The sequence below is a fragment of the Streptomyces sp. NPDC014764 genome, assembly GCF_043082785.1.
Classification (GTDB): Bacteria; Actinomycetota; Actinomycetes; order Streptomycetales; family Streptomycetaceae; genus Streptomyces; species Streptomyces althioticus.
On the sequence record NZ_JBIBXY010000005.1, the window covers coordinates 173,471 to 199,510 of the forward strand.

Here is a 26,040-nt window from a genome sequence, read left to right on the forward strand (position 1 = left end):
AACGACATGCGGGAGTTCCTGGTGGAGCTGACCACCACCGTCCCGGACGGCACGGACCCGGCCGAGGTCGACCGGGTCCGCGCCCGCGAGGCCGTGCGCGCGCGTGAGCTCGCGGCCTCCGGGCATCTGGCGCGCCTGTGGCGCCCCGTCGGCGAGAAGCGCAGCATCGGCCTGTGGCGTGCCGAGGACGAGGCGGCGCTGCGCGAGGAGGTGCTGGGCACCCTGCCCCTGTGGCCGTGGATGACGGCGGTCGTCACGGCACTGGAGACGCACCCCAACGACCCCACGGTCTGACCTGCGTCGCGAATCCGCAGAGGTCAGATGGTGAAGCGCTCCTTCGCGAGCAGCGGCTTCACCCGGGCACGGAAACCGCCCGTGCGGAACGGCCGCTGGAGCAGGCCGGGGCGCAGCTGCTGGGCGAGGGCGGCGGCGACCATGCCCTGGTCCAGGGCGAGGACGAAGTCGCTCACCCGGCCGGTGACGGTGTCCACCGAGTCGCGGAAGCCGTAGCGGTCGTCGTACGCGCCGAAGTCACGGTCCAGCGCGGCGAGGTTGGCGACGGCCGCGGCGGGCTCGTAGGGCAGGGCGAGGAAGGAGGCGTGCGGGGTGACCACTCCCTTGGAGTTGTAGCCCTCCTCCTGCATGCCGAGGGCGTCGACGCCGTACTCGCTGTACCCGCCGTCGGGGATGTTGGCGGGCGAGAAGCCCCAGTAGCCGTAGCCGGCCTCCTCGAGGCCGTGGTCGATCTGGCCGCGGACGTAGCGGCGGTGCGAGGTGCCCCAGGAGCGCGGGGACCACTCGGGTTCGGGCACGAAGAGCGGCACCATCAGCGCCTCGAACATGGACCCGCCCCAGGTGGGGACGAGCTTGCGGCCCCGGTGGGTGTAGTGGCCCTGCCAGACCCGGACGCCGTCGATCGTGACCCAGGCGCCCTCGGGCTCCTGTTCCTGGCCCATGCCGGGCAGGAGGGTGCGGAAGACGTGCCAGTAGTGCTCCGGCGGGAGGGAGCCGTCGGCGATGCCGAGATAGCTCGCCATGCGGGGCTCGGTGTTGAGGGCGCCGTAGTGGTGGCCGGTCGGCTCGCCCTTGCCCGGCTTGTCGGGCCAGTAGCCGCCGCGCAGCTGGCCGGGTCCGGCGACCGGGTCGGCCGGGTCGTAGGGCGTGTGGAAGTACGACCAGTCGGCGTCCTCCAGCAGCCGGGCCACCCGGGGCCGCAGCGACGGGTCGGCGTCGGCGGCGATCATCAGGCCGGTGACCAGCCAGGCGTTGTCGACGCTGGAGAGGAAGGGCCGCACCGGGTCGCCGGTCTCCGGCCAGGTCGTCAGCAGGGAGCCGTCGTGCGCGTCGTACCAGTTGAGCCAGAAGCCGTGGGCGCGCTCCAGCCGTTCGACGGCGGCGACGGTGCGGGTGAGGCGGCGGTGCAGGGTGTCGGGGCCGATGACGCCGAGTCCGGCGGCGGCGACGGTGGTCCACAGGCCGCAGCCGATGTTGGTGGGCGAGGTCTGCGCGGACAGGACGGGGCCGCCGGTGCCGCTGACGTCCATCTTGTCGGCGGTGAGCCCGAAGTCGGTGGTCATCGCGTCGAGGGAACGGTGGGTGGCCTCGAACCAGGTGCGGAGCGGGGCGTGCCCGGCGCCGGTGCGGACTCCCGCGGCGGCGGGTGCGGCGCCGGAGAGGGCGGTCGCGGAGGCCGCGGCGGTGAGGGTGGCGGTGGTGAGGAACGTACGACGGTTCATGCGGCTCCTGCCTTCGGGGAAGGGCGGGGTGCGGCCGGACGGTGGGGCGCCGGCCGCCGGGGCGTCGTGCGGTGGGGTCGTGCTCGGTGGGACGGGGTGCGCGGGAGCCGGTGGGTGTCAGGGGCCCACCGGCTCCCGGGTCCGGGGGCGGCGCGTTTCGATGCCGCGGGGGCGGCGCGTTTCGGCGCCGCGGAAATCAGCGCTCGGCGCGTGGCAGTCGCCGGGTGCGGCCCATCCCGCCGAGCCGGACGGCGGAGGGCTTGGCGGTGCGCTCGAAGGTGACCGGGTCGACGGCGATCAGGCCGAACGTGGGCTTGTACGAGCCCCACTCGTAGTTGTCGAGGGCGCTCCAGGCCAGGTAGCCGTGGATCTTCACGCCGTCCTCGAGGGCGGCGGAGACGGCCTCCAGGGCTCCGGTGTAGTAGTCGATGCGGCGGGTGTCGTCGGCGGTGGCGATGCCGTTCTCGGTGACGATCAACGGCGTGTCCGGACCGGCGATGTCCGCGGTGTGGCGCAGGGCGTGGCCGACGGCGGCCGGGTAGTACTCCCACTGGGTGAGGGTGCGCTCGGCGTCCTCGGGGGCGGGGACGGGCCCGTCGGCTCCGATCTTGGTGCGGGTGTAGGACTGCACGCCGATCCAGTCGTCGCCGCGCGCCGCCTCGATGAAGACGTCCTCGCGCGGGTACCGGTAGGCGGCGGTGACGGCCTCCGCGCCGGGCAGCGCCTGGTACACCTGGTTGGCGATCGTCCAGCCGACCTGGATGTCCGGGCCGATGGCCCGTACGGCCTTGACGGCGGCGTGGTGGGCGGCGATGACGGCGCGGGTGGTCTCCTCGTCGGGGGTGGGCAGTCCGGCGGGAGGGAAGCCCTGGTCGCCGGCCTTGGCCGCGCCCGCCATGACGGCGATCATGTTGGGCTCGTTGATGGTGCAGACGTGCCGGACGCCCTCGGAGATGATCGGGGCGCAGTGCTCGACGTAGCGGGCGAACAGGTCGGCCGCGCCGTCGGCGGTCCAGCCGCCGAGGTCCTCGAACCACTGCGGCACGGTGAAGTGGTGCAGGGTGACCATGGGGCGAAGGCCACGGGCGAGGGCGCCGTCGACCATGCGCCGGTAGTGCGCGATTTCGGCGTGCGAGAAGGTGCCGCGCACCGGCTCGATGCGGGCCCACTCGACGCTGAACCGGTAGTCGGTGAAGCCGAGTTCGGCGAGCAGGTCCATGTCCTGCTGCCAGCGGTGGTAGCTGTCGCAGGCGTCGAGGCTGGGCTCCGCGATGTTCGCCGCCGGGTCGTGTTCCTTCCGCCACCAGTCGCTGTTGACGTTGTTCCCCTCGATCTGGTGGGCGGCGGTGGACGCCCCCCACAGGAAGCCGTCGGGGAAGGGCAGGGAGGTACGCGTCATCGTCCTTTTCTCTCTGGTGGGGGTGGGGCGGTGCCGGCGGGACGGGCCGGCGGGACGGGTCACTTGAGTCCGGCGGTGGCGATGCCCTGGGTGAAGTGGCGTTGGAGGACCGCGAAGACGAGCAGCACGGGGAGCACGACGAGCAGGGAGCCCGCCATCAGCATGCCGTTGCCGCCGCCGACGGTCCGGTTGGGATCGTTGGCGAAGGTGGCCAGGGCGACCGGCAGGGTGTACTTGTCGGGGTCGTTGGTCGCGATGAGCGGCCAGACGAAGTTGTTCCACGAGCCGAGGAACGTGAAGATCGTCAGCGTGGCGAGGGCGGGCTTCACCAGCGGCAGCACGATGCGCCAGAAGATGTACCACTCGCCTGCGCCGTCGATCCGGGCCGCCTCCAGCAGTTCGTCGGGGATGGACTGCATGAACTGCCGCATCAGGAACACGCCGAACGCCCCCGCTGCGAAGGGCAGCACCAGGCCCGCGTAGGTGTCGATGAGCCCGAGCTTCGTCATCAGCACGTAGAGCGGCAGGATCAGCAGGTTGCCGGGGACCATGAGGGCCGCCAGCACCACGCCGAACACCTTGGACCGGCCGGCGAACTCCAGTTTGGCCAGGGCGTAGCCGAGCATGGAGCAGAACAGCAGGTTGCACAGGGTGACCAGTACGGCCACGATCAGGCTGTTCAGGAAGTGCCGGGGCATGTCGAGCTGGTCGAGCAGGGCGCTGAAGTTGCTCAGCGTCCACTCGGAGGGGAGCCACACCGGCGGGCTCGCGGTGAGGTCCCGGCGGGTCTTGAAGGCGGACAGCGCCATCCAGAGGAAGGGCGCGGACGTCACCAGCAGACCGAGTGAGGCGACGACGTACAGCAGGGGGGTACGGACGCGGCTCCGGCCGCGGGGGCGGGCCTGCTTGGACACCGGGCGCGGAGTCGTGGCGGGGGCGCTCATCGGGTGTTGTCCTTCAGCAGTCGGAGCTGGAGCACCGTGATGCCCATGATGACCACGAACAGCACGTACGCCATGGCGCTCGCATAGCCCATGTGGAAGAAGTTGAAGCCTTCGCGGTACATGTCCAGCGACACCGTCAGCGTTGCGTCGGACGGGCCGCCCTGGGTCATCACGAACGGTTCCTCGAAGACGTTGAGGTAGCCGATGGTGGTGATGACGGTGGCGTAGAGCATGGTGGGCCGCAGCAGCGGCACGGTGATGCGGCGCATCTCCTGCCAGGCGCCGGCGCCGTCCAGCCGGGCGGCCTCCCGCACGTCGGCGGGGATGGCCTGGAGGCCGGCGATGAACAGCACCATGACGGTCCCGAGGTTGCGCCACACCGCCATGGCGATGAGCGAGGGCATGGCCCAGGTCTCCGAGCCGAGGAAGTCCGGTGCGGTCATGCCCAGTTCGGCGGCGAGACCGGCGATCAGGCCGTCGGACGGGTCGAGGACGAACCGCCAGACGACGGCGACCGCGACGATGGCGGTGACCACCGGGGCGTAGAAGCCGACCCGGAAGAACGTGCGGGCGCGGTCGATGCCGTTGTTCAGCAGGATCGCGACGAGCAGTCCGAGCAGGATGGTCAGCGGCACGCCGACGACCACGAAGTACGCCGTGTTGAACAGGGCTTTCAGGAAGCGGTCGTCCTCGAAGAGCTCGGTGTAGTTCTCCAGGCCGACGAACTCCGCGTCCAGCGGGCGGGTGACATGGCGGGCTCCGAAGTCGGTGAAGCTCATCACGAGCGTCGCGACGATCGGGAAGGCCATGAAGACGGCGAACAGCGCCAGGAACGGCGTGGAGAACAGCCAGCCGTACAGGTTGTGCCGCCCGAGCGGGCGGCGCGGGCGCCGCCCGTCTCCCGGCGGCCCGTCCGGGCCGGTCCTGGTCACTGGGGCCGCGCGGTCGGCGGCCGCCTTGGTCAGCAGGGGCATGCCGGTTACTCCACGAGCCCTTCGATCTCGGCCTGCGCCTTGTCCAGGGCGGCCTTGGCTTCGGCCTTGCCCTGGGTGACCGACTCGATGGCGGAGTCCACCTTGGAGGTGATCTCGGTCAGCCGGGGCTGGGACGGCGTGGTCCTGGCGGTCTCCATCTGCTCGCGCCAGACCTTCAGCTTGGGGTCGGTGGCGAGCTTGCCGGACTCCCAGGCCTGCTGGTTGGCGGGCAGGTCACGGGTGCGCTCGTACCAGTCGGACTGGCCCTCGGCGTCGGTGAGGAAGGAGATGAACTCCTTGGCGGCGGCCTTGTGCTCGCTGTCCGCGGACACGGCGAGGCTGGAGCCGCCGGCCATGGAGACCGACTCCTTGTCGGCGGGCACCGGAGCGACGGCCCACTTGCCCTTGATGTCGGGGTAGTTCTCGTCGAGCAGCGACATGATCCACGGGCCGCCGAAGAACATCGGCACGTCGCCGGTGTTGAAGTCCTTGGTCACGTCGTAGCCGGGCCGGACCGCCTTCTCGCTGAGGCCCTTGGCGAAGAACTCGCCGTAGGTCTCCAGCGCCTTGACCGCCTCAGAACTGTTGACGGCCGCCTTGCCGTCCTCGTCGATGATCTCGCCGCCGGCGGAATACAGGAACGGGTAGAAGCTCTGCACCGTGTCGAGGCCGCCGGGCTGGACGGACAGTCCCCACTTGGTCCTCGCCTTGTCCTGGTGGGCCTGGGCGGCCTTCAGAAGCTCGTCCATGGTGGCGGGCGGCTCGGCGACACCGGCCTTGCGGGCGAGGTCGGTGCGGTAGAAGAGGACGCGGGTGTCGACGTACCAGGGCACGCCGTACGTCTCGCCGTCGTACGAGGCCTGCTCCCAGGCGGCGGGGAAGAAGGCGTCCTCCTTGACGGCCTTGGTGTCGACCGGCTCGAGGACGCCCATGTCGGCGAACTCGCCGAGGTAGGTCCCGCCCATCTGCATGACGTCGGGCAGCTTGCCGGCGGCGGCCGCGGCGACGAGCTTCTGGTGCGCCACGTCCCAGCCGACCGGGGTCACCTTGACGGTGATGTTCGGGTGGGACTTCTCGTAGACGTCGGCGACCTCGGCGAGCTTCTCGCCCTCGGTGCCCATGGCCCAGACGGTGAGCGTCTGCTCGGCATCGGCGTCCACGTCCGCGCCACCGGAGCCGCCGCAGGCGGTGAGGGTGAGCGCGGACGCCACAGTGAGGGCGATCGCGGCAGGTGTGGCGCGGTGCATGGACTGCTCCTCCTCGAGCGTTCCTGATGTATGCGCATTCTGTAAGCGCATACATGACTCTGTAGGAGGGGTTCCGCCGTGACAAGGGGGAGCTGGGTCACACTCCGGTAACGGCTGCGGTGCGCCCTGACCGCAGCGCGAGGGGCACGGAAAAGGGGCGCTCACCTGCGCGCGTACGTCGCGACAGGCGGACACCCCCGATGGCGGGCACAGGGCCCTTTCAGCAACGTAGGCCGGGTGCGGGGCGTACGGAAGCGGGTGTGAGATACGTCCCGTGGGGGTGTGGTGAAGGTGTGGGAGGCGGGGTGAGCGAGCGAGCCGTCCGCGCGCGGAGAGGGAAGGCCCTCAGGCCCCGATGGCGACGGCGGACTGCTCCTCGGGGCCGCAGCCGCAGCTGGCGCGGCGGGCGACGGTGACGGGGAGCATCAGGGAGACGGGGCCGGAGCCGGGCGTGCCGCTGAGGCGGCGCACGAGGAGTTCGACCGCCTCCTCCCCCATTCGCAGCATGGGCTGGCGGACGGTGGTGAGCGTCGGGCGGACGAGCCGGCCGAGGGGGATGCCGTCGAAGCCGGTGACGGCGACGTCGTCCGGCACGGTCACGCCGCGGCGCTCCAGGGCGTGGAGGGCGCCGACGGCCATCTGGTCGTTGGCGCAGACCAGGGCCTGGGGCGGCCCGTCGCCGCGGCCGCAGAGGGCGTCGGCGGCGCGGGCGCCCTCGGCCTGGGTCATCATGGCGGCGCGTACGGCGGGCTCCTCGGGGGCGTCGACGCCCGCGGCGCGGCAGGCGTCGAGGAACCCCTGGAAGCGGGCCTCGACGTCCGGGGACTCCTCGGCGGAGCCGACGAAGGCGAGGCGGCGCAGGCCGTGGTCCTCGATGAGGTGGCGGGTCAGCTCCCGCTGTCCGTCGAAGTTGGCGACCTCGATGTGGTCGAGGTGGTCCAGATGGTCGCCCTCCTCGCGGGGCCCTGCGAGCATGACGACGGGGCGGCGCCGGGAGATGCCCTCGAGCTCCTCCGTGGGCACGGTGCGGGCCATCACGGCGAAGCCGTCGACACGTCCGGCGACCTTCGCGACGAGGCTCTCGGGGCCGCCCTTGAGGGAGGCGGCGATGAGGAGGGCGTATCCGTGCCGGCGGGCGGCGCGCTCCATGCCGCGGATGATCTGGTCGGAGTAGAGCATCGCCGCGTCGTCGTCCTCGGCGTCGGTGTCCGGGTCGGCGTAGTCGGGGAAGCAGAGGCCGAGGACGCCGGTGGAGCGGCTGGCGAGTCCGCGCGCGTTGCCGCTGGGCACGTAGCCGAGGTCGCGCGCGGCGGCGAGCACCCGCTCACGGGTCTGCGCCCGCACGGAGTCGGGGTTGCGGTAGACGCGGGAGACGGTGGCGATGGACACGCCGGAGCGTTCGGCCACGTCGTACACCGTGGGGGCGGTACTCATCGCGGGTCATCCCTAGTCTGTGCGCGCAGGTGGAGTCCGATCAAGATGAAAGCGCATTCATCGTAGGTGGGGCGCAGGTCAGGACACAAGGGAGGGATCCGCGCCAGGGGCGGCTCGGCGTATGGATGACGTCACGCCGAAGGGCACACCACGGCCTTGGCCGCGGCCGTGATGCCGGCATCCGGCATGCGGGCGGAGGGTCCGGGCACACGGACGGAGCGAGTTCCCCTGACGATCCCTCACACCCTACGGAGGACGGATGACTTCGACGCACGGAGGACACCACGGCACGGGCCACGGGCAGCCTACGGGGACGGGTGAACGGCGCAACGGCTTCGGCATCGCGGCACTGGTCCTGGGCATCGTGGGCGTCCTGCTGTTCTGGACGGCGTTCGGCGGCATCGTGCTGGGCCTGCTGGCCGTGGTCTTCGGCGTGCTCGGCTTCCGGCGCGGCAGACGAGGCGTGGCGACGAACGGGACGATGGCGATCATCGGCGCGGTGCTGGGCGCGCTGACGCTCGTGGTGTCGTCGGTGCTGCTGGCTCTGGGCGTGGCCGTGATCAACAGCGACGAGTTCAAGAGCTACCAGGACTGCATCGAGCAGGCGAACACCCAGAGCGAACGGCAGGACTGCGCGCGGGACTTCGACCGGGAGGTCGACGAGCGGTAAGGGCGGTGCGGGTGAGGTGGGGCGCGGCGGGAGTGCCGCGCCCCGCTCGTTCGCACCGGGGGCGTGCGGTCATGCGGGGGACGGCGCGCCGACTGCCGGTCCGGTGTGCCGTGTCGGGCGGCCGGCCACCGGCAGTTCGCGTCCCTTGCCCGCAGGGCTGAGTGCCGGGAGCAGCCAGGTCAGTGCGAGGGGGAGCCGTCGGGGGCCCACAGAGCGGGGCGCGTGCCGATGGCCGATCCGGGCAAGCCGCCGAGGGCGGAGCCGATCGCGTTCGTGCCTCGACTGGTGGACATCGAGGCGACGAGTCCCTCCCCCGCAGGCGCGGCGCACAGCAGCCCCGGCGGAACGTGCCGACGACGACGTTCGCCGCGGACACCCCGGCGCCGGGCATGAAGGCTCCCGTGGCGACGAGCAACAGACCCGGACCGGACGTGGTGGGGGTCAGCGGCAGCGCGAAGGGGCAAGCAACCGCCTGCGAGGCACTCGGCCGAGAATCGGGGCGGCACTGTGGCGTGCGGCCGGCTAGACCGCGACGCTCGCGATGAACGCGTGGATGTCGGCAGCGAGGGTGCGCATGTCCTCCCCCGCCTGGTGCCATGTGCTGGTCTCGAACCGCCATTCCTCCGCGGGTGCCCCGTCGCTGATCACCCACCTCAGTTGGACGTAGCCACCGGAGTGGTGCTCCGCCGAGATGGTCAGGTCGTGGCAGAGCGAGTGCCAGATGCGCTCTCCTTGCCAGCCACGGAAGTCTTCGGCGAGTGAGGCGAGAAAGGTGTCGAGTCCGTCGCCGCCCCACGTCTCCACCGTGGTTGCGACGCTCCCCCAACGCCCGAGTGCCGTGACGAGGAAGTGGAGCGTGAGGTCGTCCTCGTACGGCAGGACCGGTTCCGACAGCTGGAAGCCCTCGCCCACCTGGACCACGAGGGCGCCGGACTCGTCATGGTCGATCACACGAGCAGGTTAGAGGACCGAGGCGGAAGCACCACCCCGGGCCGGCTGCTACCGTCCGTCACCATGAGCGACAGCGTGTACGTGGGTAACGCCGGCAAGGATGCGGCGCTCGACCAGGGCTGGCTGCTGGGGCACTTCAAGGATGTCTCCGATCCCCGTCACAGCGAGGACGTGGAGATCAAGTGGGGGGTACACCCGCCGGGCGACGAGCGGGCCCGGTGGGTGACGGGCGAGGAGCGCACCGCGCTCCTGGTCCTCGTCAGCGGACGCTTCCGCGTGGAACTGCCGGGCCGCAGCGTCCTCTTGGCCGAGCAGGGCGACTACGTCGTGTGGGGCAAGGGCGTCGACCACTCCTGGTACGCGGAGGAGGAGTCCGTGGTGCTGACGGTCCGTTGGCCTTCCGTGCCAGGCTACAAGGTGAGCGACGACGGCCGGCCCTCGGCGTGAGTGACGCGGCACGACGCGGAGCCGGTCCGCGGCCGAGGGGAACGCGAGCGCGATCGACGTCCGAGGTCGCCGAGGTCGCCGAACCGGCTCACCGGCTCCTCGCCGCCGGCGTGCAGAGCCGCCAGGGCGGACTCCGCCTCGAAGAGCTCCTCAACGAGGCTCAGCAGACGGCGAGGACAGGCGTCTGATGCCGGAGCCGGCCGTCACTGCTGCGGCAGCTCGGCGAGGAACTCCCGGAAAGCGGGGATGTGTTCACTGCCCAGCGGAACGCCATGGGCGAATCCGACGGTGGAAATGTGGTGAGGCAGACGCTGGAGACCGGCCCGGCGGATGTTCGGGTCGGCGGCCAGGGCGGCGGGACCGAAGGCCAGCTTGCCCCGGTTGAACACCGCGTCGCCCACCAGGAGGGCGCCGCTGGGCTCGTGGAACAGCACGATGTGGCCGGGCGAGTGCCCCGGGGTGTGGATGACCCGCAGCCCTCCCGAGTGGTCGACGACCTCACCGTCCGCGACGGTTCCGTCCGCCTCGACCGGGGTCCAGTGGAAGGCGGGCAGTCGGTCGATGAAGCGGCCCAGTGCACCGCAGCGCCCCTCGGCGGGGACGCGCCCCGCTTCGAGCCAGGGCCGGTCGGCGGCGTGCACAAAGATCTGGGCGCCGGTGTGGCGGCGCAGTTCCTCGGCGCCCTGGACGTGGTCGGGGTGGGCGTGGGTGAGCACGACACGGCGGATGTCGGAGGGCTTGCGGCCGAGGGCGGCCACGGTGTCGAGCAGAACGGCAGGAGCTTTGGCCCAGCCGACGTCGACAAGGGTGAAGCCGTCGTCCCCGTCGACGAGGAAGGCGTTGTCCCGCTTGCTGGTGGCGATGCGGGTGACGCCTGGGGCGATGCGGTCATGCATGGTCTGACTCCAGGGGGTGAGCAGGTGCGGGGGGGGGCCGGCGATCGGTGCGGTGGGCCTCTTCGGCCCGGCCCGGGGCTTGACGGGCACCGGCGCCGGGCGCGGTGCGGACGAGCAGTCGGCCCGTCGGTTCACGGCCGGGACCCCGTCGGGTGATGGCGGGGCTCCAGCGTCTTTCCGGGCCCTCACCGACGGTTCAGGGGGATTGCCTCGGCGGAGACCGGGAGGTAGCCCTCGCGGGCGAGCTTGGGCAGGATGCCGCCGGCTGTGAGGATGTCGAGGACGAGCGGCGGCAGGGCGCTCCCGGGCAGGCGCAGGCCCCGCTCCGGGTTCTCGGCCCACCCTTCGGCGAAGTCCAGGCACATCGTCTCGCCGTCCGTGAAGGCCGAGGTCACCCCGGGGACCGTCAGGGCGGGAAGTCCGTGGTTGATGCAGTTGCGCAGGAAGAGGGAGTTGAACTCCTCGGCCACCAGCGCTGCGACGCCCAGTTCGCGGAAGAGCGCGGCGACGGGGCGCGAGGAGCCGAGCCCGAAGTTGCGGCCCGCGACGACGATGTCGCCGGGGGCGACCTGGCCGGTCCAGCCGGGGCGCAGTTCGTAGAAGATGTGCCGCGCGGCCTCGGGAACAGGCAGTTTCATGGCGAAGGCGGGGTACATGGCGTCGGTGGTGACGGAGTCGCCGACGACCCAGACCCTGCCGGTGAGCCGGGTGTTCATCGGTTCAGCTCTCCTCGGGGGTCGGTGACGTGGCCGGTGAGTGCTGAGGCGGCGACGGTGGCCGGGGAGGCCATGTAGATCTCCGCGTCGGGGCTGCCCATCCGGCCGGTGAAGTTGCGGGTGGAGGAGGTCAGGCAGACTTCGCCGGGGGCGAGCAGCCCCATGTGGTAGCCGAAGCACGCACCGCAGGTGGAGTTGGTGACCACGGCTCCGGCGTCGGCGAGGTCCTGGATGTATCCGGCGCGCAGCGCGTCCTTGTAGACCTGCTGGGACGCCGGGGTGACCAACAGGCGTACGCCGGGGGCGACCTGGCGTCCGCGGACGGTCTCCGCGGCGATGCGCAGGTCCTCGAGCTGACCGTTGGCGCAGGAGCCGATGAAACACTGGTTGACCGGCCGCTTCTCGATCGCCGATATCGGCAGCGCGTTGTCGCTGACGGTGCCGGGGCGGGCGACGTACGGCTCGAGGGCGGACAGGTCGACGGTACGCACGGCCGCGTAGGCGGCGTCCGGGTCGGCGTCGGCCGCGGCGTAGCTGTCGGGCGGGGCGCCGTGGTCGGCGAGGAAGGCACGGGCCAGGTCGTCGATGGGGAAGGTGGAGAAGTCGGCGGAGATCTCGGCGCCCTGGGTGGCGATGGTGCGCCGGTCGTTCATCGGCACCGAGCCGAGCCCGGGGCCGCCGTACTCCAGGTTGTGGTTGGTGGCGTCCCCGTACGTGCCGGCGATGTACAGGAAGATGTCCTTGCCGGACACGGCGTCCGGCTTGGTTCCGGTGAACTCGTAGCGGATGGTCGGCGCGGCCTGGAACCAGGTCCTGCCGGTGCACAGGATGGAGTACACCTCGGCCGGACCCAGGCCCCGGGCGGCGGTGTTGTAGGCGCCGGCCGCGCAGGTGTGGGAGTCGGTGCAGGCCAGGATCTCGCCCGGTCGGGCGAGCCCGTTCTCGGCGATCACCTGATGGCAGATGCCGTGCCGGCCCACGTCGTAGAACTTCTCGATACCGAAGTCCCGGGCGAAGGCGCGGGCGTGGGTGCCGCCGATCGCGTCATGGACGTTCGGCGCGGGCACCGCGTGGTCCATGACGACCGCGACCCTCTCCGGGTCGTCGATCTTCAGGGGCTGGATCCAGCTGGTGGCGAACTGCAGGTCGATCATGACTGTCATGTCGACGTCGCAGACCACTGTCTGCCCGGGCCGTACCACCTCGACCCCGGCCTTGCGGGCGAGGATCTTCTCGATCATGGTCATGGCCATCAGGAGACCTCCTTGGCGTTGTCGCGGTAGCGCTCGCCGATCGCGGACCACTCGCGCAGGCCGACGAGTTCGAACAGGCCCTCCGGGCCGGCGGCGGCCTCGGGTGCGGTGCCGCCGAGGCGGGCCAGGGCCCGCAGGCCGTGCTGGACGTACGGCGCGAGCAGCGCGCCGGGGTGGATGGCGATCCGGTAGCCCAGGGCGGCGAGCCGCTCCGGTGCGGTGTCGGGGGTGAGCCCGTCCTGGACCATGTTGATCAGCAGGGGCGCCTCGACGGATGCGGCGATCCTCTCGATCTCGTCGACGGACTCGGGGGCCTCGACGAAGACGACGTCCGCGCCGGCGGCTGCATAGCGGTGGGCGCGCTCGACGGCCGCTTCGATGCCGAGCGGGCCGCGGGCATCGGTCCGGGCCACGATCAGCGCATCCGTGCGGGCCTGCAGGGCGGCGTCCAGCTTGTCCGTGAAGGCGTCGGCGGAGATGAGCTCCTTGGCGGGCAGGTGGCCGCACTTCTTGGGGAAGGCCTGGTCCTCGAGCTGGATGGCGGCGACACCGGCGCGTTCGTAGGCGCGCACGGTGCGCACCACGTTCATCGGTGCGCCGTATCCGGTGTCGGCGTCGGCGATCAGCGGCAGGTCACCGAGTGCGTCCACAACGACGTGTGCGCGGTCGGTCATCTCGCTCTGGGTGAGCAGTCCGATGTCGGGCAGGCCGAATCCGGCGACCGCGACGCCGGCACCGGTCAGGTAGGCGGCGTTGAATCCGGTGCGGGCGACGAGGGAGGCGCTCAGGCCGTCGAACACGCCGGGGGCCACGGTGAGTTGGTGTTGGCCGATCAGGGTGCGCAGGCGGGCGCCTGGGGTGGAGGGCATGGCGTTGTCGTTTCTTCGCGTGAGGGTGACGGGGCGCGTCGGGATCTGGGGCCTTCCGTCCGGATCAGGCCGGCTGAGGGCGGCCCCACGCCCGTTCAGGGCAGTGGGAGTGCGTGCCAGGACCCGCGACGCCGGGGCGATGCGAACGGAGGGCTCTAGTCGAGGGCGCCGCGGACGGGAGCGGCGAGCAGGTCGACGAGGTCGTCGATCCGCTCGGTGTTCTCCAGGTCGAGGACCAGTCGCTCGATCTCGGCAGCACGCGCGGTGTCGATGACCTGGGCGGTCAGGGACCGGTACTTGCCGCGGATCTCTGCGTTGCTCAGCGGGTCGTCGGGGCCGCCGTGCGGCTGGTGGAGCGCACGTGTGAGCTGTTCACCGTCCCGCAGGGTGAGGGTCACGCGGGTGTTGTAGCCGGGGTCGGCCCAGCCGGGGTCCTGGGGGGCGTCGTCCAGCAACACCTCGGTACGCTCGATCAACTGCCAGACGTCGTCGGAGTCGATGCGCGCGTCGTGGAACTGTGCGGGGCTCACCTGCCCGTCGAGCAGGGCCACGGCGACCGCGTAGCCGATGTTCATCTGTGCGCCGATGGTGGTCAGCGGGCGCTCGGGCTGCCACCAGCCGTGGTGGTAGATCGCGTCGGGCACCTGGATGCGGACGGACGCGATGTCGCCGGCGGTGAGCCCGTGCCCGGCCCTCAGGGCGAGGGCGGCGTCGATGGCCGGATGCAGTCCGCCCATCGCCGCGTGGATCTTCACGGTGATGGCCTCGGTGTGCCAGGTGGCGCCCAGGTCCTTGGTGATCTGGGACGCGTCCGGGTCGTGGCCCTCGCCGAAGGTGGAGAGGAAGCCGCCGTAGGGCCGCTCGAAGACCCGCTTGATGCCGGTGTATCCGGCCTGCGCCAGCCCTGCGGCGTAGAAACCGTTGCGAGCGGCCAGACCGTGGTGCATCCGCTTGGACATCGCTTCGTACTGGGCGGCCATCAGTCCGGCGGACTGGGTGGCGGCCAGCCCCAGGGCGTCCTCGAAACCGGCGGCGTCCAGGCCGCGCAGCGCGCCACAGGCGGCAGCCGCGGCGTGCGTGCCGAAGACGGAGCCGGAGTGCCAGCCGCGCGAGAGCATCTGCGGGCCGTGCAGGGCGAGCCCGACGCGTGGTCCGGTCTCGAATCCGAGCAGGGCGGCGCGCAGGAAGTCCGCCCCGCGCACGCCGTCGCGTGCCGCGGCCGTGGACAGCAGGGCGGGCAGCACCAGCGAGGCGCTGTGCAGCGGGGCGCGCGGGTAGTAGTCATCCAGTTCGAAGCCCTGGATGAACGTGCCGTTCAGGACGGCGGCGGCCGGGCCGCCGGTGTTGCGCCCCCAGCCGATCACCGGGGTGCTCCCGCCGTCCTCCATGGCCAGGACGCCCTCGACGGCGGTGCGGGACCAGGGCAGTCGGGCGCCGATGAGGGCGCAGGCCAAGCCGTCGAGGATGAGGTGGGCGCCGCGCTCACGTGTGGGCGCCGGAATGTCGTCCAGGTTGGTGGCGGCCAGCCATTCGGCCAGCCGGCCCGTGGGCCCGCCGGGGTCGGTGGGCCGGTGCGGGACGGCGGTCTTTCCAGCGGCCGTCGATGTCGGTGCGGACGTGGACACCGCTCTCACCTCCATTGTTGCGCGATAGCGGTAGGAGAAGCCGCCTCAGCGGCACTCATTACAATTTATAACATCTACTTCTCGCATAGAATGCCCGAGTGGCACTGAGACGAACCTCTCTCCCCCGTACCGCCGAGGCCGCGGCCCTCGTCGAGCTGCGCGACGCGATCGTGCGCGGCGACCTCGCACCCGGCGCCCCGATCCGGCAGAGCGCGGCCGCGGAGCAGCTCGGGCTCAGCGTCATCCCGGTGCGCGAGGCACTCAAGACGCTCGCGGGCGAGGGCATCGTCACCTACGTGCCGCAGCGCGGGTACACCGTCACCGAGCTCAGCCCGGCCGGCGTCCAAGGGCTCTTCCGGGTCCGTGAGCTGCTGGAGGCCGAGGCCGAGCAGTGCGCCGCGGCCCGGCTGCGCGAACAGGACGTCGCCGCGATGCGCGCCGCTCTGACCGAACAGTCCGCCGCCGTCGACGCGGGTGACGTCCTGGCCGTGATCACCGCCAACCGGCGCTTCCACTTCGCCCTGCTCGACCGCTGCGACAACGAGTGGCTGCTCCGCTTCGTCACCCAGTTGTGGGAAGCCCTCGAACCGCACCGCGCCCTGTCCTACCGGCGGGCGGCCGCGGCCGGCGAGCACGAGCGGGCGCGGGCCGTCCTCGACGAGCACGAGAGCATCGTGAACGCCTTCGAGCGACACGACGTGCCGCGCGCGCTGCGCCTGCTGGCCGCGCACCGGGCAGGCGGGCAGGCCGACTTCCACCGCCTGCTCGCACCGTCCGAGCACGACTGAAGCCGGCACGGTTCAAATCCCCTCCAGCGGTGCGGCGTTGGTCTTCGGCCCGAGCCGCGCCACGATGACGCTCATCAGGGCGATCAGCACCGCACAGCCCAGGAACAGCAACCCCGGACCGAGCGCGTCGAGGACCGGCAGCGTGCAGAACGGCAGCACCGCCGCCACCAGCCGGGACAGGGAGTAGGTGCGCCCCAGCGCGAGGTTGCGGACCTGGGTGGGCATCAGTTCCGCACCGTACGACCGCGAGACGGTCGCGTTGACGACTCCGGCCAGCGACGTCAGCAGCCCCGCGGGCACGATCACCCACACGCTGGTGGCCAGCCCGAAGACCGTTCCGGCCACGGCCACCAGCAGTGACGTCGTCACCACGAGAGTCCTGCGCTGGATCCGCTCGGCCACCCACATCAGCAGGACACATCCCAGCGGGTAGCCGAGGGCGGTGAGCGCCGTGTACGACAGCGACTCGACAACGGTGAAACCCTTGTGCAGCAGGACGAGCGGGGCGATGGAGGAGAAACCGTAGAACCCGATCGGACCCAGGGACTCCATCACGCACAACAAGGCGGTGCGGTGCCGCAGCGCCGGACCCCACAGGCGCAGGGCGTCCTGGGGCGGACCGGGGGCGGGGCGCGCGACCGGAGCGGTGTCGAGACGGTCCGGCACGGTGTCCGTCCGACCGCGGGTCGCGCCCGACTCGATCCGGGCGACAGCCTCGAGGGCTTGATCGGGACGGTGCAGGGCCAGCCAGCGCGGGGACTCGGGCAGCCGGCGGCGCAGCAGCCACACGCTGACCGCTCCCGCCCCGGCGAGCGCCATCAGCCACCGCCAGGCGTCCACTCCGGCAACCGAAGACGGCAGCCCTGCGGCCAGCACTCCCGCCACGGGGACGGCGAGCATCCCGAAGGCGTATGCAGAGGCCAGCATCCGGCCACGCCGTGCCGCGGGCATCATCTCCGTCAAGTAGGTGTCCACCAGAGCTAGTTCGGCCCCCAGGCCGACGCCGAGCAGCACCCGTAGCACGATCAGGGACGCCGCGTCCGGGGCGCAGGCCGCGGCCACCGACAGCACCGCGTAACTGATCAGGTTGATCTGGAACATGCGGCGCCGGCCGTACCGGTCGGCGAGCCCGGACAGCAGCAGAGCTCCGAAGAGTTCGCCCACGAAGGTCGCGCCGATCAGCAGCGACTTGTCGGCACTGGTCGCCGCCCAGCCCTCGGGCAGCAGCGGAATGAGCAGACTGCCCAGGGCCACTTCGAAGAAGTTGAAGAAGGAGCCCAGGCCCACCACGACAAGGACGCGCCGGTGCCAGCGGCCGACGGGCAGCGCATCGAGCCGGGCAGCGACTTCGGCCTCCAGCCGGCCGGAAGGACGAGCACCGGGCGGTGCGCCGGCGGCTGTGGAAATTTCAGACATGAGCATCGCCCAGTTCCATTATCTGAAACCTGACTCTCAGGTTGGGAGGGCGAGACTGACAGTGGGGCGGATGAACGTCAAGACAGGGAGCGGAACCCGCTGAACCTGAACAGGGGCCGTCACACACCTCTTGTCGCGGCTCATCACTGCTCGTAAGGTTCCACATATTGACGGCAGTGGCCTATCAATCGGAACAGGGTGATGGTCGTGGCAGGACGAACCGAGGGCGGGGACACCGCCCGCCGCGCGCTGCGCCTGCTGGAGGCGGTGGCCGCCTCCGGCGTGCCGGTGAGCCTGCCTGATCTCGCCGGCTCCGCCGGCCTCACCAAGTCCACCGCCTACCGCCTGGTGCGCGTCCTGCAGGAGGAGTCGTACCTGACGCATCACGACTTGGGCGGTTACACGATCGGCAGCGCGCTGACGGCTCTGTCGGCAGCGGTGATGCCGCGGGCCGACCTGTATGCGGCCGCCCGTCCGGTCCTACGCGAGCTGGCCGACCTGTCCGGGGAGACCGCCACCCTGCACGTGCGGGCCGGGGACGAAGCGGTCCTCGTCCTCGGCGCGGAAAGCGACTACGAACTGCGCCGGGCCGCCCGGCTCGGCTCAACCACCCCCCTGCACCGCGGCGCGAGCGGGCGGGCCATCCTGGCCCATCTGCCACCTGACGAGATCACCGCCGTACTCTCCCGTGCGGACCGGAGTGACACCGCGCAGGAGACGCTTGACGGTCTCGCGACGATCCGGAGCCAGGGGTTCGCCCTGTCCACCGGAGCGAACCATCCGGGCCTGCGCGGGATCGCGGTCCCGGTCCTGAGCCCGGATGGCCACCCCGTCGCGTCGGCGGCCGTTTCCGGTCCCGCCGACCGGTGGACCGCCGAGCGTGCTGTCGCCTTCTCCGCCACACTCGCCGAACGCTGCCGCCCGCTCGTTCTCGTCAGCGCCTCCCCGGCGCGCGTCTAGCAGGTGCTGTGGAAGACCGTCGGCGGCGTCCGCCGGGCATGTCAGCGATGGGGAACGACGTTCCAGCTGGCCAGGATCGGCAGGACGCGGGCGGTCGGAGAATCGGGCTCGGCCGTGTAGACGACAAGGCGCTGATCCGGTTCGTGGGGCGCGCCGACGATCTCGATGTCGAAGGACAACGGCCCGGCGACGGGGTGCTGGACACGTTTGCTCACCGACGCGTAGTCACGGACCCCGTGATCGTCCCACCAGCGGGCGACGTCCCGGTCGGTGGCACGCAGCTCGTCCACCAGGGCGGTGAGGCGCCGGTCGTGCGGACGGCGGGCGATCTCACGGCGCATGGTGGCGACGGTGGCTGAGGCGAAGTCGCACCAGTTGACGATCCGCTCGCGGGCGACGGGCTCCTGGAACATGTAGCGGACGAATGATGCGCCTGGATCCAGCGGGCTCCCCAGGATCTGTGGGAGCAAGGCGTTGCGGGCCAGAACCTCGCCGCGATGACCGAGCAACAGCACCGGGACGTGCTGGAGGGTGTGCATCAGCCGCAGCAGCCCGGGATCGGGGCGCTGGACCGTTCCCGGGGCGGTCGGCCGGTGCGGGGTCGTGGGCGAGGCCAGGTCATGGAGGTGAGCCCGCTCGACCTCGTCCAGACGCAGCGCCCGGGCCAGGGCGTCGAGCACTTCGGCGGAGATGTTGGCCTGGCGTCCCTGTTCGAGCCGGCTGTAGTAGTCCGGGCTCACGCCCGCCGCTACGGCCAGTTCGTCCCTGCGCAGTCCCGGCACCCGCCGCGCTCCTGGGAAGGGCTCGATGCCGGCCCGGGACGGCGTGAGACGATCCCGGCGGGAGCGCAGGAACGCTCCGAGCGCGGCGCGGTCGCGTGACATTCCTCCAGCGTAGCGGCCTGTGGACACCCCTGACTGGTCCTGCCGTAACCAGGTTCGTCCCGACCTCGCCCAGTGCCCGCGACCTCCGTAGAAAGGGATCCATGACTTCCCTTCACACCAGCCGCAGCACAGCCTCGACACCGTTGATGAACCGCTGGACACTGCCGGCGGACGCGACCGACGCCGCCGACCTCGTCCTGGACGAAACACCCGTTCCCGTACCGGGCCCCGGCGAGGTCCGCGTCCGCGTCCGGGCCGTCTCGATGAACTACCGCGACCAGCTGATCCTCAAAGGACCTTTCGGCCGGCTGCCGGGGCAGGATCTCGTTCCGTTGTCGGACGTCGCAGGTGAGATAGACGCCGTCGGTCCGCAGGTCACGGGCTGGAGCGTCGGCGACCGGGTGACCGACCTGCATGTGCTCGACTGGAGCGACGGTCGCCCGCCGGCCGCCATGGGTCTGGGACTGGGCGCGTTGCACGAGAGCGGAGTGCTCGCCGAGTACGTCGTCCTTCCGGCCCGCCGGGTCATGCGCGCACCCGCCAACCTCGACCACGCCGAGGCTGCCACCCTGCCCGTGGCGGCCCTGACCGCCTGGAACGCCCTCTTCGGAGACCACCCGGTCACCGCTGACAGCACCGTACTGATCATCGGCAGCGGCGGCGTAGCGCTCTCCGCCCTGCAACTCGCCCGCGCTGCCGGCGCCCAGGTGTACGCGATGGTGCGGAACAACGCCGCAGGTGAGGCCCTCGTTCGCCTTGGCGCTGCCGGTTACGTCGACAGCGAGGCCGGACAGAACTGGGGCGACGCGGTCTTCGCGCTGTCCGGAGGCGTGGACAAGGTGGTCGACAGCGTCGGCGTGTCCATTTTGCCCCAGGCACTGGCCGCCCTCGCGCCGGGAGGTGAGATCGCCACCCTCGGCCTGTTCGATGCGGCCGGGGGCCCGCTGGACGGGTATGCCCTGCTCGGCAAACAGGCTCGCATCCGCGGCGTCGCGGTCGGCAGCGAGGCCATGCACCGCGATCTTGTGCGGTACGTGGAGACCCACGACATCCACCCGGTGATCGACCGTCGGATCGGCTTCCACGACGCCCCAGCCGCGTACACGGCTCAGACGTCCGGCGGACTGTTCGGCAAGATCGTGATCGAAGTCGGCTGAGACGTCACGACCTCGCCACGGTACGGGCCCGGCGTCAGAGCACGCCCGCCGCCATAAGTGCGGGTTCCGGAGTGGTCTTCCAGCGGGCCTTCGTCCCCCCGCCTCGGTACCGCCGAGGAACGAGCGAGCCGTCCCGGGCGCGGTCACGAAGATCATCGAAGAAGCTTTACTCAGCACCCGCTGACACCCGCGTCCGGTCCGGTCCCGGTGCCGGGCGCCGGTGACGCAGGCGAGCGGTCCGCGGCCGGCAGCGCCCATGGGCGCTGCCGGCCGCGGTCACACGCGTTCCCCGCGATCCACCCGAGGCGCGGCCTGCCGCCGACGGCCTCCGCCGGAGCCGACGGGCTTCGGCGGAGTGCTCCGCGATCCTGGGTCTGCACGACGGGGCACTGTCCGGTGACTCAGAACGTCAGGCTCCAGCGCTGGAGATGCCCCGGGTCCAGGTCGTACAGCCCCGGTGTGGCGTCGGTGACCCGAAGCGTCCAGGTACCGGCCGTCATGACGGCGGAGGCGTCGACCGTGTACGTCTCGTGCAGTTCGGGCGTGAAGACATAGGGTCCCCAGGGTTTGACCGGGATGACGGTGCCGTCCGGGGCGATCAGGTCGATCACCATGGCGTTGCTGAACTCGTGGTCGAGGTCGACCGTGACCTTGAGGTCGCCCGGCGCCTTGCCCGGCTTCCCCTTGTAGACCAGCGGGGACTCGGCCACCCCCCACTGGGGGATGACATACGTGGTGGGGTTGACGAAGAAGTGACCTCCGGACTCGAGAGTGGTCCAGGTGAAGGAGAACGTCCGGGTGTCCCCGGCCGCGTTCGTGACGACGACGGACGAGGAGAAGTCACCGGCCTTGCGGGGCGTACCGGTGATGAGGCCGGTGGTGCGGTCGATCGACAGGCCCTGGGGAAGCTTCCTGGCGGAGTAGGTGAGCGGGCCCGGGCGCGTGCTGGTCGCCCTGATGCGGCGGCTGACCGGCTGGCCGGTGGCCACCGGTTCGGTCGGCAGCGGATCCGCGGCGATGTGGTTGACGTAGCGGTTGCCGACGTTGACACCCGCCCAGGCGTTGGCGACGGCCTCGTAGGCGTCGCTCTGCGAGCCGTACAGGTCGGCCGCGGCCTGGAGCGTCGCGGTGCGGGCGCCCGCGTAGTCGGTGGTGCTCGTCATGTAGACCGTGAGGGCGCGGTACACCACCTCGGCGGCGTTGCTCTGTCCGATGCCCGCGACGGGCAGCTTGTCGTAGGTGGGGCTGTCGTAGTCCACACCGTTGATGGTCTTCCGCCCACTGCCCTCGGCGAGCAGGTAGAAGAAGTGGTCACCTATCCCGGCCACCATGTGCGGTTCTTTCCGCCTGGCTTCCGGCGTCCAGTAGTCCATGGGCTCGTAGCCGACGGCGCTGACGCCGGCCTTCGAGGGGCGGTCCATGTAGCGGATGGGCTTGCCGTCGCCGTGCAGGTCGTCCAGCTCGGCCATCATGTAGTCGGGCACGTCGTGGGGGTTGTCGGCGTAGAACTCGACGGCGGCGGCCATCATGTCGCTGATCGCCTCGTTGAGGCCCGGCGATTCACCGAAGTTGCCCAGCCCGGCCGTGGCGGAGGTGACTCCGTGCGTCATCTCGTGGGCGGCGATGTCCAGGGACGTCACCGGGTGCTGCCCGTCCGCACCGTCGCCGTAGCTCATGCAGAAGCAGCCGTCCTGCCAGTTGGCGTTGGCCAGAGGCACCCCTCGCGACTGCTCGTAGTGCACCCGGGAGGTGCTGCCGCGACCGTCGTCGGCTATGCCGTTGCGGCCGAAGCGGTCCTTGAAGAAGTCCCACGTCATCCGCGCGCCGTACGCCGCGTCCACCGCCGCGGTCTGGAGGTCGGACGGTGTTCCGTCGCCCCAGACGTCGTCGTCGTCGGTGAACAGGACCCCCCGTGAGTCGACGCTCGAGTCGAGCGTCCGGTGGCCACCGCGATCGGGGTCGATCAGAGCGTAGGTGCCGTCGGCCTGAGGGGTGGAGCCGATCGTGACGCGGCCGCTGTAGAGGCTGTTGCCCTGAGCGGACTTCACATGTTCGGCGTTCTCCAGGACGGTGCCGCTCGCGGCGTCCGTCACGACGTGGCGCTCGCTGGGTGAGCCGTCCTGCTGCACGCCGGTGACGACCGTCTCCCAGGCCAGCCTGGGGCGGCCGTCCATCATCCAGACGACCCGGCGGGGGGCGTCGTGCGCGTCCGCCTTGCGGGTGCCCTCGGCCGAGGCGTTGCTCAGGGCCGACTTCCTCGCCGTGGCCGCCGGCACCTCGGCCGTGGTCGTGCCCAGGGTCAGCTTGCCCTGGGCGGCGTAGGTGACGGTCCGGGACTCGCCCCGCTGATGGACCACCAGGTCACCGCCGAGTACCGGAAGTCCGGCGTAGGCGCGGTCGTAGTGGGTGTGCACCGTCCCGTCGGCGTCTTCGACGACGCTCTTGGGAATCAGTGTTTCGTGACTGCCGAGCTTCAGCGCACGGGCCGTGTCGGGCGCCGCGTCGGCGGCCCGGTCGAGCAACTCACGTCGTCGGGCGGGCGGCAGAGGGACAGCCCCGGCTCCCGGCCGGGCCGTCGCGTCGATCTGAGGGAGCGCTCCCACCGACCGTGCGTTCCCCGATGCGCCGTCAGGGGAGGCGGTTCCGGCCGAGGCGGGGAGCGCGGAGACCGCCACGGCCGCGGCGGTGATCACCGCGGTTGCGACCAGACGGCGTCCGGGGCGGCGTGAGCCCTGTGGGGACACCGCCCTGTTGCTGGAGGGATTCAATTCCGGGTCCTTCTGTTCGGCTGTCCACGGATGGTGACGGCCGCCGATGCGGGTGATGGAGGCTGTGATGCCTCCGGGTGCGGGTTGCAGCGGAGTGATCGTTACAGGCGGAACAGCCGTCGCGAAGGGCCCTGTTGGATCATGATCAGATCTTTACTTGGTCATTCCTGATTGACTTTGATTGATTTCGAGTGTTGTGACGAAGCTCCTGACCGCGCGCGCCGCCGACGAGGGCGAGTCGCGGCCAGGCACGCCGGTCGGCCCCAGGGCGCTTTCGGACATCGAGCCCGTACGACGTGCACGGCGTCAGCGACGAGACGGACCGTGCCCGGTCGGGCGCCTTACAGGTGGTTCGCAAAGAAGCCGGCGAGCCGTTCGACGGCAGCGTCGACATGTGCGGGTTCGTCGTACATCTCGTAGTGGCCGGCGCCGTCGATCACCATGAGGTCGACAGGGTTGGGGGCCGTCTTCCACAGCTGCATGCCCATGTCGTAGGAGCCGGTATTGCCGATGCGTCCGGCGAGGACGACCTGGAGGGGCTGGGTCATGAGCTGATCGGCCAGGTGGAAGGCGTCGTAGCCCAGCAGGAGGGGGTCGCTGCGCAAGAGGCGCCGGTTCGTGGAGTGTTCGCTGCCGCCGCGCTCGGTGCGGTAGTAGGTGACGGCCTGCACGGTGTCGATGTCGGTCAGCCCGGCCGCCGTGGCGTCCTCCAGGGTGTCGGGCAGCCAGTTCACGCGGCTCATCCCGCCCGAACGGACCTCTTCGGTACGTGCGTCGGCGAGGCCGTCGAGTGCTGCGGCCGGACCGTCGGGGGAGAAGGCGCGGAACGCGGCGCCGATGTTGACGGGGACGACCGTGCCGACCGCTTTGATGCGGTGGTCGGTGCGGGCGGTGTGCACGGCATAGCCCCCACCGGCACAGATGCCGAGCACGCCGATGCGATGCGGGTCGACGCCGGCAACCGAGGTGAGTCCGTCGATGGCGTAGGAGATGTCCTCGCCTCGCCGGTAAGGGTCTTCGAGGTCACGAGGTTCACCCCCGCTCCGGCCCTGGTGGGCCGGGTCGAGGACGAGCGCCGCGATACCGCGGGCAGCGAGCCGGGAGGCGTAGTTGGCGCCGATCTGCTCCTTCACACTGCTGCCCGGGGTGGAGAGCACCACGGCGGGCAGCGGTGCGCCGCCTTCGCCGCCGTCCGGCAGGTGCAGGTCCGCGGCGAGGTCGACGGGGCCGCGCGGGATGGTGAGGTGCTGGAGCATGGCCGGCTTCCTTCGTGAGATGATTGTTCCATAAGGATCCAGTACGAGAGTGCATCTTGTACGATCTGGAACTAGTACGAAACCGTACCACATGGAGCGGAGGGCCGTATGACGGTCGACGGGGCGCAGCTGTGGACGCTGAATCAGCGGCTGCTGGCAGTCGTGATGGATGCCTGCACGGAGGAACTGGCCGAGCTCGGGCTGGAGACGAAGGAATTCTTCGTCCTGGCCGAGGTGGAGGCGTCGCCGTACCCGGCCGAGATCGCGACCGCCCTGCTGCTGCCCAAGGCGAGCGTGACGGTCTACGTCCGTAACCTCGTCACCAAGGGCTTCATCCGCCGCGAGATCGACGAGGCGGACCTGCGGCGTCACCGGCTCGTTCTGACCGACGAGGGCACGGAGGCGCGCGATCGAGCGCTTGCGGCCCTCGCGGCGGAGTACGACCGCAGGCTGGCGAGGGTCACCCCCCAGGACCGCGTCGAACTGCAGCGCATCCTCGCAGCGATGCTCGACCTGCCCGCGATCGTCCCTTCGCCTTCTTGACAGAGGTCGTGAGCTTCAGCGGCCGGACCCCGGCACGTCGCGCGGGCTCCGGCACCTGGACGGCCACTTCAGCCCGGAGGCCCGGCCGATGTCTGCGTGACGCCGCCGTCGCTCTGCTCGACGGTGACGCCGAGCGACACATCGTCGGCTCGGAGGGGCTCGTGGAGCCGGGCCTCCCGGACGCCCTCCGTCAGGCCGAGGCAGCGAGAGCGGACGCGGCCCGTAGGAGCAAGGGACGTCTGCCCCGACGCCGTCCCCGTGGAACGGAAGGCCGTGCCGCCGCGCACCCGAGAAGCGAACGGGCGCGAGTCGCGGGGGCGGCAGGGCGTGTGGACCGCAGGGCCAGGGGCGTCACGCCACCACCCGGGTCGGGCCTCCCTCCAGCCACAACAGGTCGGTCATGCGGCGGCGGTCCTGCCGAGCAGTTCGAGGACCTCCGCCGTGGTTCCCGTCTCGCCCAGGCGGGGGAAGATCTTCACCACGCTGTTGCGGTGGGCGTCCGCGTCCACGTCCGTCACCGCGTCCGTGACGACCGTGACGTGGTAACCATGCTCATGGGCGGCGCGGGCCGTCGACTCCACTCCGATACTCGTGGCGGCTCCGGTCAGCACGATCTGCGTGACGTGCCGCCGCCGCAGCTGCAGGTCCAGGTCGGTGCCGTAGAAGGCACCCCAGTTGCGCTTGGTGACGGTGATGTCCTCCGGGTGACCGGCCAGCGTGTCGGACACCTCGTCCCAGCCCGCCGACGGGCTCCGGACGTGCGGCGCGGCATCCGTGCGCCCCGGCGGACGGTCCGAACCGTCGGGCGCGGCCGTGACCCGCACCAGCACCACGGGCAGACCTTTGCCGCGGAAGGCGTCCGCCAGTGCGACGGTCCGCTCCAGTACGTCGGAGGAGGCGTGCGGAGTGCCTGGCGCCGCCAGGACACCGTTCTGGAGGTCGATGACGACCAGGGCGGTCGTGGGGTCGAGTGCGGTGACGGGCATGGTGAAAACCCTTCTGGTACGTAGGCGAGGGCGTGGGGGCCGGTGCGGGGTGTCACCGGCGTGCGGGGAACGGGTCCGGCACGGGCCGCCGCGCTCCGGCGGCACGTGCCGCGACGGCCGG

At 71.1% G+C, this 26,040-nt stretch carries 24 protein-coding genes; 7 read left to right on the forward strand and 17 right to left on the reverse strand.

Annotation, left to right across the window (positions count from 1 at the left end; all coding sequences use genetic code 11):
• Positions 1-6 precede the first annotated feature (6 nt).
• The gene (locus ACF1AG_RS15070) at positions 7-294 is read left to right on the forward strand and encodes a muconolactone Delta-isomerase family protein (RefSeq protein WP_359602233.1); all 288 of its coding nucleotides are present in this window, start codon (positions 7-9) and stop codon (positions 292-294) included.
• A 23-nt stretch (positions 295-317) separates the two neighbouring features.
• Here the strand turns inward: ACF1AG_RS15070 and ACF1AG_RS15075 are convergent, their stop codons facing one another.
• The 6 genes from ACF1AG_RS15075 to ACF1AG_RS15100 all read right to left on the reverse strand — a co-directional run bounded on the left by ACF1AG_RS15075 (position 318) and on the right by ACF1AG_RS15100 (position 7,734).
• Positions 318-1,736 (reverse strand): glucoamylase family protein, encoded by a 1,419-nt coding sequence (locus ACF1AG_RS15075; RefSeq protein WP_359602231.1) that lies wholly within the window; start codon positions 1,734-1,736, stop codon positions 318-320.
• Positions 1,737-1,932: 196 nt separating this feature from the next.
• A complete protein-coding gene (locus ACF1AG_RS15080) occupies positions 1,933-3,135 on the reverse strand; it encodes a glycoside hydrolase family 1 protein (RefSeq protein WP_387796318.1) in 1,203 nt (400 codons plus the stop codon).
• Positions 3,136-3,194: 59 nt separating this feature from the next.
• Positions 3,195-4,079, reverse strand: a complete 885-nt coding sequence (locus ACF1AG_RS15085; protein WP_359602228.1) for a carbohydrate ABC transporter permease — start codon at positions 4,077-4,079, stop codon at positions 3,195-3,197.
• Positions 4,076-5,053 (reverse strand): sugar ABC transporter permease, encoded by a 978-nt coding sequence (locus ACF1AG_RS15090; protein WP_359602226.1) that lies wholly within the window; start codon positions 5,051-5,053, stop codon positions 4,076-4,078. Before ACF1AG_RS15090 ends, ACF1AG_RS15085 begins: the two co-directional genes overlap by 4 nt.
• 5 nt (positions 5,054-5,058) lie before the next feature.
• The gene (locus ACF1AG_RS15095) at positions 5,059-6,300 is read right to left on the reverse strand and encodes a sugar ABC transporter substrate-binding protein (RefSeq protein WP_359602224.1); all 1,242 of its coding nucleotides are present in this window, start codon (positions 6,298-6,300) and stop codon (positions 5,059-5,061) included.
• 345 nt (positions 6,301-6,645) lie between these two features.
• The gene (locus ACF1AG_RS15100) at positions 6,646-7,734 is read right to left on the reverse strand and encodes a LacI family DNA-binding transcriptional regulator (protein WP_359602222.1); all 1,089 of its coding nucleotides are present in this window, start codon (positions 7,732-7,734) and stop codon (positions 6,646-6,648) included.
• 259 nt (positions 7,735-7,993) lie between these two features.
• On the opposite strand from ACF1AG_RS15100, the gene ACF1AG_RS15105 reads away from it, so the two are divergent.
• Positions 7,994-8,404 (forward strand): DUF4190 domain-containing protein, encoded by a 411-nt coding sequence (locus tag ACF1AG_RS15105; RefSeq protein ID WP_359602220.1) that lies wholly within the window; start codon positions 7,994-7,996, stop codon positions 8,402-8,404.
• A 522-nt stretch (positions 8,405-8,926) separates the two neighbouring features.
• On the opposite strand, the gene ACF1AG_RS15110 is transcribed toward ACF1AG_RS15105, so the two are convergent.
• Complete coding sequence (locus ACF1AG_RS15110) at positions 8,927-9,355, reverse strand: DUF6228 family protein (RefSeq protein ID WP_359602218.1); 429 nt, start codon at positions 9,353-9,355, stop codon at positions 8,927-8,929.
• 63 nt (positions 9,356-9,418) lie between these two features.
• Between ACF1AG_RS15110 and ACF1AG_RS15115 the strand changes: the two genes are divergently transcribed.
• Positions 9,419-9,802 carry a signal peptidase I gene (locus ACF1AG_RS15115; RefSeq protein ID WP_359602216.1) on the forward strand — a complete coding sequence of 128 codons (384 nt, stop codon included), beginning with the start codon at positions 9,419-9,421 and terminating at the stop codon, positions 9,800-9,802.
• A 203-nt stretch (positions 9,803-10,005) separates the two neighbouring features.
• Here the strand turns inward: ACF1AG_RS15115 and ACF1AG_RS15120 are convergent, their stop codons facing one another.
• The 5 genes from ACF1AG_RS15120 to ACF1AG_RS15140 form a co-directional block, all read right to left on the reverse strand.
• Positions 10,006-10,698 (reverse strand): MBL fold metallo-hydrolase, encoded by a 693-nt coding sequence (locus ACF1AG_RS15120; protein ID WP_391809839.1) that lies wholly within the window; start codon positions 10,696-10,698, stop codon positions 10,006-10,008.
• Between the two features lie 185 nt (positions 10,699-10,883).
• A complete protein-coding gene (locus tag ACF1AG_RS15125) occupies positions 10,884-11,414 on the reverse strand; it encodes a 3-isopropylmalate dehydratase (RefSeq protein WP_391809840.1) in 531 nt (176 codons plus the stop codon).
• Positions 11,411-12,667 carry an aconitase/3-isopropylmalate dehydratase large subunit family protein gene (locus ACF1AG_RS15130; RefSeq protein ID WP_387796333.1) on the reverse strand — a complete coding sequence of 419 codons (1,257 nt, stop codon included), beginning with the start codon at positions 12,665-12,667 and terminating at the stop codon, positions 11,411-11,413. Before ACF1AG_RS15130 ends, ACF1AG_RS15125 begins: the two co-directional genes overlap by 4 nt.
• On the reverse strand, positions 12,667-13,536 hold the full coding sequence (locus tag ACF1AG_RS15135) for an isocitrate lyase/PEP mutase family protein (RefSeq protein WP_359602208.1): 870 nt from the start codon (positions 13,534-13,536) through the stop codon (positions 12,667-12,669). The genes ACF1AG_RS15130 and ACF1AG_RS15135 overlap by 1 nt, the downstream gene beginning before the upstream one ends.
• A 155-nt stretch (positions 13,537-13,691) precedes the next feature.
• Positions 13,692-15,161: an MmgE/PrpD family protein gene (locus ACF1AG_RS15140; protein WP_391809841.1), complete on the reverse strand. Its 1,470-nt coding sequence runs from the start codon at positions 15,159-15,161 to the stop codon at positions 13,692-13,694.
• Between the two features lie 98 nt (positions 15,162-15,259).
• Here ACF1AG_RS15140 and ACF1AG_RS15145 point away from each other — a divergent pair, with 98 nt between their 5' ends.
• On the forward strand, positions 15,260-15,949 hold the full coding sequence (locus ACF1AG_RS15145; protein WP_359602204.1) for a GntR family transcriptional regulator: 690 nt from the start codon (positions 15,260-15,262) through the stop codon (positions 15,947-15,949).
• Between the two features lie 12 nt (positions 15,950-15,961).
• Here the strand turns inward: ACF1AG_RS15145 and ACF1AG_RS15150 are convergent, their stop codons facing one another.
• Positions 15,962-17,365 (reverse strand): MFS transporter, encoded by a 1,404-nt coding sequence (locus tag ACF1AG_RS15150; RefSeq protein WP_359602202.1) that lies wholly within the window; start codon positions 17,363-17,365, stop codon positions 15,962-15,964.
• A gap of 207 nt (positions 17,366-17,572) precedes the next feature.
• On the opposite strand from ACF1AG_RS15150, the gene ACF1AG_RS15155 reads away from it, so the two are divergent.
• Entirely contained in the window at positions 17,573-18,325 is a 753-nt protein-coding gene (locus ACF1AG_RS15155; RefSeq protein ID WP_359602200.1) for an IclR family transcriptional regulator, read from the forward strand.
• A gap of 41 nt (positions 18,326-18,366) precedes the next feature.
• Here the strand turns inward: ACF1AG_RS15155 and ACF1AG_RS15160 are convergent, their stop codons facing one another.
• A complete protein-coding gene (locus ACF1AG_RS15160) occupies positions 18,367-19,209 on the reverse strand; it encodes a helix-turn-helix transcriptional regulator (protein ID WP_359602198.1) in 843 nt (280 codons plus the stop codon).
• Positions 19,210-19,310: 101 nt separating this feature from the next.
• On the opposite strand from ACF1AG_RS15160, the gene ACF1AG_RS15165 reads away from it, so the two are divergent.
• Positions 19,311-20,366: an NAD(P)-dependent alcohol dehydrogenase gene (locus ACF1AG_RS15165; RefSeq protein WP_359602197.1), complete on the forward strand. Its 1,056-nt coding sequence runs from the start codon at positions 19,311-19,313 to the stop codon at positions 20,364-20,366.
• A gap of 401 nt (positions 20,367-20,767) precedes the next feature.
• On the opposite strand, the gene ACF1AG_RS15170 is transcribed toward ACF1AG_RS15165, so the two are convergent.
• Positions 20,768-23,110, reverse strand: a complete 2,343-nt coding sequence (locus ACF1AG_RS15170; RefSeq protein ID WP_391809924.1) for a M4 family metallopeptidase — start codon at positions 23,108-23,110, stop codon at positions 20,768-20,770.
• A gap of 365 nt (positions 23,111-23,475) precedes the next feature.
• The gene (locus ACF1AG_RS15175; protein WP_387796345.1) at positions 23,476-24,390 is read right to left on the reverse strand and encodes an alpha/beta hydrolase; all 915 of its coding nucleotides are present in this window, start codon (positions 24,388-24,390) and stop codon (positions 23,476-23,478) included.
• 108 nt (positions 24,391-24,498) lie between these two features.
• Here ACF1AG_RS15175 and ACF1AG_RS15180 point away from each other — a divergent pair, with 108 nt between their 5' ends.
• A complete protein-coding gene (locus ACF1AG_RS15180) occupies positions 24,499-24,933 on the forward strand; it encodes a MarR family transcriptional regulator (protein ID WP_359603665.1) in 435 nt (144 codons plus the stop codon).
• A gap of 398 nt (positions 24,934-25,331) precedes the next feature.
• Here the strand turns inward: ACF1AG_RS15180 and ACF1AG_RS15185 are convergent, their stop codons facing one another.
• On the reverse strand, positions 25,332-25,919 hold the full coding sequence (locus ACF1AG_RS15185; RefSeq protein WP_391809842.1) for an isochorismatase family protein: 588 nt from the start codon (positions 25,917-25,919) through the stop codon (positions 25,332-25,334).
• Between the last annotated feature and the right edge of the window lie 121 nt (positions 25,920-26,040).